The sequence below is a fragment of the Streptomyces sp. NPDC057694 genome (genome assembly GCF_042799415.1).
Classification (GTDB): Bacteria; Actinomycetota; Actinomycetes; order Streptomycetales; family Streptomycetaceae; genus Streptomyces.
Genome location: NZ_JBHVIX010000004.1, coordinates 3,583 through 11,267, shown reverse-complemented (window position 1 = coordinate 11,267; position 7,685 = coordinate 3,583). Strand labels below are relative to the sequence as shown.

Sequence of the window (7,685 nt, the reverse complement as noted above, 5' to 3'; positions counted from 1 at the left end):
CGTGTTCCTGTTCCTCCCCGCTGCCCCCGTCCCCTCCCCTTCTTCCTCGCTTTCCTGCTCGCCCCCTCCCCCCCCCCCCCCCCTCTCCCCCCCCCCCCCCCCCCCCCCCCCCCCCGGGCCCGCACTGGACGGGGACGGTCAGCGAACCCCGTAGTAGAGGGAGTTGTGCGCGGTGTCCGGCAGGTACAGCACGTCGTTGCCGTCCGAGTCGCGCCGCACCGCCAGCCGGTCCGCGCTCACGCCCGGCGCCGCGGACTCGGCGGTCCAGGAGGCGTCCGCCGCCTGCGTCGCGGCGAACACCCGGTCGGTGCCGGACGAGGTCACGTAGTAGATCCGCTTGCCGTCCGTCTCGTCCCACGTGATGCCGACGGCCGCGGTGGTCTGGCCGCCCGCGTACACCGTCTTGCGGACCCAGCCGGTGCCGCTCGGGTAGGCGTAGAAGACGTTGAAGTTGCCGCCGCTGTCCGCCGACCGGTAGCGGTACGCGACCTTGGGGGTGTCCCCGTCGAGGGTCAGCTTGGCGCTCTGCACGGTCGCGCCGGTGTACCCGGCGTTGTCGATGCTCCACTCCTCACCCGTGGTCAGCCCCTGGATGACGTCGGAGGTGTCGGGCGTGGTCGGCAGGGTGACCGCGGCGCCGTCATGGTCGGCGAACTGGCCGGTCGTCGGGTCGTAGCGCAGGTAGGAGAGCTGGTGGCGCCAGGCCGACGCCGGCGCCTTGGCCCACTCGTACAGCAGGTGCACGCGCCCGGAGGCGTCGACCGTGAGGTCGTCGGGGTAGACGGACCGGTTCAGCGCGGAGCCGAAGGTCGCCACCACGCTCCAGGTGCTCGCCGCGTTGTTCCAGCGGTAGAGCTTGCCGTCGCGCTGGGAGTTGCCGCAGCCGACGCGGGCGGCGAGATAGACGTCGCCGTTGGGCGCGGTGGTCAGCACCGGGTAGGTGATGCCCTGGCCCTGGTCGGGCAGCTCGCTCGCGTGGTTCGTGACGTCGGTGCCGGGGGCCGTGGTGCGGTAGTAGCGCCAGGTGTCGCAGTGCATGGACGTGAAGACGTGCAGCCGTCCGCTGCCGTCGCGCGCCACGGACGGCTGGTTGTGGCCGTTGTCGTCGGCGAACTCGGCCTGCTGACCGTCGCTGTTCAGCAGCGGCAGCTTGCTCCAGACCCCGTCCGGGTCGCGGCGGGCGATCGCGGGACGGTGCGTGGCGGCCGTCGCCCCCGGCTCGTTGAACGCGAAGTACGTGTACTGGCCGCGGCCCTTGTACGTCGCGGCCGGAGTCCACCAGGCGGCCTGGTTCGACGAGTCCATCGCGTACGGGACCTTCTCGACGGTCGCCGCCGCCGTACTCGCCGTGCCGTCGGCGCTCGCGGCCGATACGGGCATCAGCAGGGCGGCGACGGCGGCCGTCGCGGCGGCGTACGTGCGGAGCGTGGGTCGTCTCATGGTGAACTCCTTCGCGGGTGCGGTGAGGTGCCGAACAGGAGTGGCCCGAAGGCCTGGTCATGGGGGAGCGGCGGCTCCGCGGACAGCGAAGGGCCCGGTGACGGCCGTGCGACGTTCACCGGGCCCTTGCCTCTGCCGGGTCAGCGCTTCATGAGATCAGCGCTTGATGAGGTCGGTGACCTCCTCGGCGGCCGCCTTCATCGCGTCCTTCGGCTTCGACTTGCCGACGAGGACGGCCTGGACCTGCTTGGCCACGGCCTCCTCGATCTGGGCGTTCTGCGCGAACTGCCAGAACGGGCTGCCCGTCGCCGTCTTGGTGATCTTCTCGGTCCACTCGGTGGTGAACGTGTCCTTGGCGACCTTCGGGTCGGCCAGGCCCGCGGTCGTCGACGGCGGCAGGGCGCGCTCGACGAAGTACTGGGCGATCGTCTCGGGGTCGGTCGTGGCGTGCAGCGCGAAGTCCGTCGCCGCGTCCTGGCCCTTGCCCTTGACGATCGCGATCACGCCGCCCCACAGCAGCGCCTGCGGGGTGTCACCGGCCTTCAGCACCGGGCGCGGCACCGGCTGCATCGCGTCGGCGAGCGTCTTGTCCTTCGACTGGGCGGACGTGACGCCCTTGCCGATGATCGCGTCGTCGTAGAAGGCCGCCTTGCCCTGGCTGAACAGGGCGCGCGCGTCGAAGCGGTCCACGTCGGCGGCGATCAGCTTCTGGTCGTGCAGCTTCTTGTACCAGGTCACGGCGTCGATCGAGGCGTCGTCGCCGATGGTCACCTTCTCCCCGTCGAGGAGCTTGCAGCCGAAGGTCTGCATCCACGGGAAGATGTCCTTGAGCTGCGCGACCTTGGTCGCCGCGGCGTAGGGCACGACCCCGCCGCCGAGACCCTTGAGCGCGCGCAGCGCGTCCTCGAACTCCTCGATGGTGGTGGGCTGCTCGTCGATGCCCGCCTTCTTCAGGAGCTTGGAGTTGGCTATCAGGCCGATCGAGCCGGTGTTCCACGGCAGGCCGTACTGCTTGCCGTCGTACTTGCCGCTGTCCAGCGCCACATCGGTGTAGCCGCCCTTGCCCGCCACGGAACCCAGGTCCGCGAGCTTGCCCATCTGGGCGACCGCGGCGAGCCACGCGATGTCCAGGTGCACCGCGCCGGTGGTCTCCCCGCCGCCGAGCTTGAGGGTGAGCTGGCTCAGGTACTCGTTGTACGGGTACGAGACCGCGCGGATCTTCGACTTCTGGTCCGTCTCCCACGCCTTGATGATCTTCTCGATCGACGGCTTGGCGGCCTCCTCGTTCAGCGACCAGGAGGTGAAGTCGAAGTTCTTCGACTTGGTGTCGCCGCCGTTGGAGGAGGTGCTGGCGCCGGACGGCGCGCAGGCGCCGAGCACGCCCGCGCCCGCCACACCGAGCGCTCCGATACCGAACATGCGCAGGGCGCCGCGCCGGCTGATGCCATTGGTGGTCATGGTGTCTCCATGGGGGAGTGGAACGGAAGGGAAGTGTGGGGGCGCGTGCGGGCCGGGCCCGCGCGGGTTCAGCTGAGGCTTTTCGGGAGGGTGCGGGCGGTCACTTGACCGAGCCCGCGGTCATGCCGCCGACCAGGTAGCGCTGGAGGAACATGAAGGCGATGACCACCGGGACGGAGACGACCAGCGAGGCGGCCATCAGCTCGGGCCACGCGGTCTGGAACTCGCCGATGTAGGTGGAGACCAGGCCGGGCGGCAGCGTCTGCTTCTCCTTGTCGGCCAGCGTCACCGCGAAGATGAAGTCGTTCCAGCCGCGCACGAAGGCGAACAGGCCCGCGGCGATCATGCCGGGCGCGGCCAGCGGCGCCACGATGGAGTGCAGGGTGCGCCAGCGGGAGGCGCCGTCGATGGAGGCCGCTTCGAGGAGGGCGTCCGGGATGGTGTCGAAGATGCCCTTCAGCATCCACACGCACAGCGGCATCGTGAACGTGGTGAACGACAGCACCAGCGCGGTGTACGTGTTCAGCAGGCCGAAGCTGGAGAAGACGGCGTACAGCGTCACCAGGAGCAGTGCCTGCGGGAACATCTGCGAGGCCAGCACCATGTGCATCAGGGAACGGCGGCCGCGGTAGCGGAACTTCGAGAACGAGTAGCCCATGTAGGTCGCGACGATCACGCTGAGGACGGCGGTGATGGTGGCGACGATCATCGAGTTGATCAGGTACTTGATCAACTGGTCGTTCTCGGCGAGGGCCGTGAAGTTGTCCAGCGTGAGGTCGGTGGGGATCAGCTTCGGCGGGAACTGGAACGTCGACTCGGGCGTGCTCAGCGCGGTGGCGAGCAGCCAGTACACCGGCAGCAGGCCGAAGCAGCCGATGACGACGACCGCGGTCCAGGCGGCGATCTTGGAGCGCAGCACGTCCTTGCGCATCCGGCGCCGCGAGGTGTGCCCGGTGGCGGCGGAGGGCGTCCGCGCCGCGCCGGTGCCGGACGGCTGTCCGGTGCCGGGGCGCTGGTCCGTCTCGGACAGCTGGGAGGAGGTCATGGGAGTCGTGGTGGTCATCAGGCGTCGCCCTTCCGCTCGGTGATCCTGAGGTAGACGACGACGAGCACGAGCAGGAGCAGCATCCACAGCCCGCCCAGCGCGGTCGCCCGGCCGATGTCGAAGCCCTTGAAGGCGGTCTGGTAGACGGCGGTCGCGAAGGTCTCCGTGGATCCGGCGGGCCCGCCGCCGGTGAGCACGTAGATGGTGTCGAAGTGCTGGAAGTTCCAGATGAACTCCAGGAGCAGCACGATCGAGGCCACCCCGCGCACCTGCGGCCAGGTGACGTTGAAGAACCGCCGGATCGAGCCCGCGCCGTCCATCGAGGCCGCCTCGTGCAGCTCCCGGGGCACGGTCTGCAGACCGGCGAGGAGCATCACCATCATCCAGGGGAAGCTCGCCCAGGTCTTGGTGATGATCACGGCGAGCATGGCGGTGCCGGGCTGGCCCAGCCAGGAGACCGAGTCCTCGATGAGGCCCGCCTTCATGAGGACGCCGTTCAGAACGCCGTAGTTGGCGTTGAAGATCCACATCCAGAGGAAGGAGACCACGACACCCGGGATCACCCAGGGGAAGAGGAACAGCCCGCGCATGAAGCCGCTGCCCTTGAGACCCGTGTTCAGGGCGAGGGCGAGGGCGAAGCCGAGCACGAAGGGGACGACCGTCGCACCGACGGTGAAGATCAGCGTCTGCTTGAGGATGGTGAGGAAGTCGCCGTCCAGCCAGTACGTGAAGTTCTCCAGGCCGACGAACTCACGGCCCGGCAGCCGAAGGTCCTGCTTGAAGAAGCCGGTGAACAGGGCCGATATCAGCGGATAGATGATGATCGCCGCGAAGAGGGCGAGTCCCGGTGCGGTCAGCAGGAGGGCGAACGCGCCGTTGGAGAGCCGTCCGCCGGTCCGCTCACGCGCGGGCGTGGCCTTCCGGGGAGGTGCGGCCGTACTCATGGGTGTGTCCTCTCGAACGGGGCGGGAGCGCCGGGGCCCTGTGTGAACGCCATCCATGCTCCATTGAACGCAAGTTGCAGCATGCGGGATCGTTCTCCATATCGTGCGACGGCGTCAACCCTTTTGGTCGGTGAATCGCCGGTTCTGCGCAGGACCGGCGAACTCGCCCCACCTGCCATGAACTTACAAAAGCGGCTCGTGCCAGCCGTGTCCGCGGCTGCGTCGGAAACTTACAACGGATCCCACTGGCTGAACAGTGGTTGCACAATATGCATGTGATGTACGTTCGAGGCCGTCCCGTTCCGGCGGGGAGTATCCGCGCTTCACATCGCGCCACACCGCGTCACATCAAGGAGGCCGCTCCGTGCGGGAAGAAGAGGTCCATTACGACATCGCCGTCATCGGCGGCGGCTTGGCGGGGACCTGCGCGGCCATCGCCGCGGCCCGGCTCGGCCGACGCGTCGCGCTGGTCAACAACCGCCCGGTGCTCGGCGGCAACGCCAGCAGCGAGGTCCGCGTCTGGGTCTGCGGCGCCACCGCACACGGCGTGCACCGATGGGCGCGCGAGACCGGCATCATGGGCGAGCTGTACACCGAGAACCAGTTCCGCAACCCCGAGGGCAACCCCTACTACTGGGACCAGGTCGTCCTCGACGCCGTCCTCGCCGAACCCAACATCGACCTGTACCTCAACACGGACGTGCGCGAGGCCGAGGCGAGCGGCCCCGACGACGCACGCGAGGTGCACTCCTGCACCGGCTGGATGATGGGATCCGAGCGGCGCATCACCTTCCACGCACAGCAGTTCCTCGACTGCACCGGCGACGGACTGCTCGGCCACCTCGCCGGCGCCCGCTACCGCATCGGCCGCGAGGCCCGCGCCGAGTTCGACGAGCCGTGGGCCCCCGAGGAGGGCGACGAGGCGCTGCTCGGCTCGACGATCCTGTTCCACACCAAGGACGCCGGCCACCCCGTGAAGTTCGTCCCGCCCGCCTACGCCCGGGACCTGACCACCACACCCATCCTGCGCAACCGCGTCCTGCGCACCGGGGACAACGGCTGCGACTACTGGTGGATCGAGTGGGGCGGCGAGCTGGACACCGTCCACGACAACGAGCGGATCCGGGACGAGCTCCAGGCCGTCATCATGGGCATCTGGGACCACATCAAGAACTCCGGCGAGTTCCCCGACGCCGCCAACCTCACCCTGGAGTGGGTCGGCTCCCTGCCCGGCAAGCGCGAGTACCGCCGCTTCCTGGGCGACTACGTCCTCACCCAGCAGGACATCCTCGAACAGCGCCAGTTCGCCGACCGGATCGCCTTCGGCGGCTGGTCCGTCGACCTCCACCCCGTGCAGGGCATGTACGCCGACGAGCCCGGCGCCCGCCAGCGCTACGCGGACGGCGTCTTCCACATCCCGCTGCGCTCCCTGTACTCGGTGAACGTCACGAACCTGCTGTTCGCCGGGCGCAACATCTCCGCCACCCACATCGCCTTCGGCGCCACCCGCGTCATGGCCACCTGCGCCACGATCGGCGAGGCGGCGGGCACCGCCGCCGCGCTCTGCGTCGGCGAGGGCCTCAGCCCGCGCGAACTGGCCACCAAGCGCCCCGAGCTGATGCGCCGCGCTCTGCTGCGCCAGGACGCCTCCGTCATCGGTCTCGCCGACGACGACCCCGACAACCTGGCCCGCACCGCACGCGTCAGCGCCGCCGGCCACCTCGCCCGACTGGCCGCGGAGCCGACGGAAGCGGCGCCCGGCGAGCCCTACCCCCTCACCCGGGACCTGGGGCTGCTGCTGCCGGTGGACCCGGCCCTGGACACCGTCGACCTGCTCGTCCACGGCGCCGCCGACGGAGCGGAGCGCGAACTCACCGTGGAGCTGTGGGGCACGGGCCACCCCGAGAACGCGGTCCCCGTCGACCACCTGCTGACCACCACCGTGACCGTGCCGGCCGACGGCCCGCACTGGGTCACGGCCCGCTTCGACCACCGCCCCGAGACCCCGGAGAACGTCGTCGTCATCGTGCGGGCCGAACCGGGCACCGCGCTCGTCCTCGTGCCCGAGCGCACCGACGGCGTGCTCGCGCTGCGCAGCCGCGTCGAGGGCGACGCGGCCGTCGACCACGACATCCCCGAGGAGGACGGTCAGCTCGTCCTGGAGTGGCAGGCTCGCGGGCTGCGCCGGCAGACCTTCGCGTTCCGGGCGAGCCCCGACACGTCGGCGTTCCGCCCGGAGCGGGTCGTCGGAGGGTTCCAGCGCGCCTACGGCGGCCCGCAGATGTGGGTCTCCGAGCCGACGGCCGACGAGGAGTGGCTGCGCCTCGAATGGGACCACGAGCAGTCGCTCACCGAGGCCCGGGTGGTCTTCGACGACGACGTCGACGAATACCTCAACAACCTCCACCGGCACCGCACCCCGTTCGAAGTGATGCCGGAACTGGTCCGCGACTACCGCCTCCAGAGCCGCGACGCCGACGGCACCTGGCACACCCTGCTGACGGTCACCGGCAACCGCCGCCGCCACCGCGTGCACCCACTGGCCGGCGCGGACGGTGAGCCCGTGCGCACCGACGCGCTGCGGATCGTGGTCGACGCCACGCACGGGGCGCGGCGCGCGCACGTGACCGCGTTCAAGGCGTACGGCGCGTAGCGCTCAGGGGGTACGGGGAAGGGGGCAAAGGGGGGGGGGGGATGGGGGGGAAGTGTCTAGGGTGGGGGCAGGGGAACGAGGGGGCGGGCAGCAGGCTGCGCGGCGGGACGCCGCGCGCCCGGAGGATCCGCGCGGTCCAGGCGAC

The 7,685-nt window shown here is 70.1% G+C and carries 5 protein-coding genes; 1 reads left to right on the top strand and 4 read right to left on the bottom strand.

The features are described 5' to 3' along the window. Positions 1-138: 138 nt before the first annotated feature. The 4 genes from ACFVDP_RS12250 to ACFVDP_RS12235 all read right to left on the bottom strand — a co-directional run bounded on the left by ACFVDP_RS12250 (position 139) and on the right by ACFVDP_RS12235 (position 4,887). Positions 139-1,440, bottom strand: a complete 1,302-nt coding sequence (locus ACFVDP_RS12250; protein ID WP_383487402.1) for a BNR-4 repeat-containing protein — start codon at positions 1,438-1,440, stop codon at positions 139-141. A gap of 156 nt (positions 1,441-1,596) precedes the next feature. After that, positions 1,597-2,898 (bottom strand): ABC transporter substrate-binding protein, encoded by a 1,302-nt coding sequence (locus ACFVDP_RS12245; protein WP_383487399.1) that lies wholly within the window; start codon positions 2,896-2,898, stop codon positions 1,597-1,599. Positions 2,899-2,998: 100 nt separating this feature from the next. Next, positions 2,999-3,961: a carbohydrate ABC transporter permease gene (locus ACFVDP_RS12240; RefSeq protein ID WP_383487396.1), complete on the bottom strand. Its 963-nt coding sequence runs from the start codon at positions 3,959-3,961 to the stop codon at positions 2,999-3,001. Next, entirely contained in the window at positions 3,961-4,887 is a 927-nt protein-coding gene (locus ACFVDP_RS12235) for a carbohydrate ABC transporter permease (RefSeq protein WP_383487394.1), read from the bottom strand. The genes ACFVDP_RS12240 and ACFVDP_RS12235 overlap by 1 nt, the downstream gene beginning before the upstream one ends. 364 nt (positions 4,888-5,251) lie before the next feature. Between ACFVDP_RS12235 and ACFVDP_RS12230 the strand changes: the two genes are divergently transcribed. Then, complete coding sequence (locus ACFVDP_RS12230; RefSeq protein WP_383487391.1) at positions 5,252-7,540, top strand: FAD-dependent oxidoreductase; 2,289 nt, start codon at positions 5,252-5,254, stop codon at positions 7,538-7,540. Positions 7,541-7,685: the final 145 nt, after the last annotated feature.

What these genes read in the sequence shown, in the direction of transcription:
- ACFVDP_RS12250 (WP_383487402.1), bottom strand. Translation starts at nt 1,440, where the DNA reads ATGAGACGACCCACGCTCCGCACGTACGCCGCCGCGACGGCCGCCGTC.
- ACFVDP_RS12245 (WP_383487399.1), bottom strand. Translation starts at nt 2,898, where the DNA reads ATGACCACCAATGGCATCAGCCGGCGCGGCGCCCTGCGCATGTTCGGT.
- ACFVDP_RS12235 (WP_383487394.1), bottom strand. Translation starts at nt 4,887, where the DNA reads ATGAGTACGGCCGCACCTCCCCGGAAGGCCACGCCCGCGCGTGAGCGG.
- ACFVDP_RS12240 (WP_383487396.1), bottom strand. Translation starts at nt 3,961, where the DNA reads ATGACCACCACGACTCCCATGACCTCCTCCCAGCTGTCCGAGACGGAC.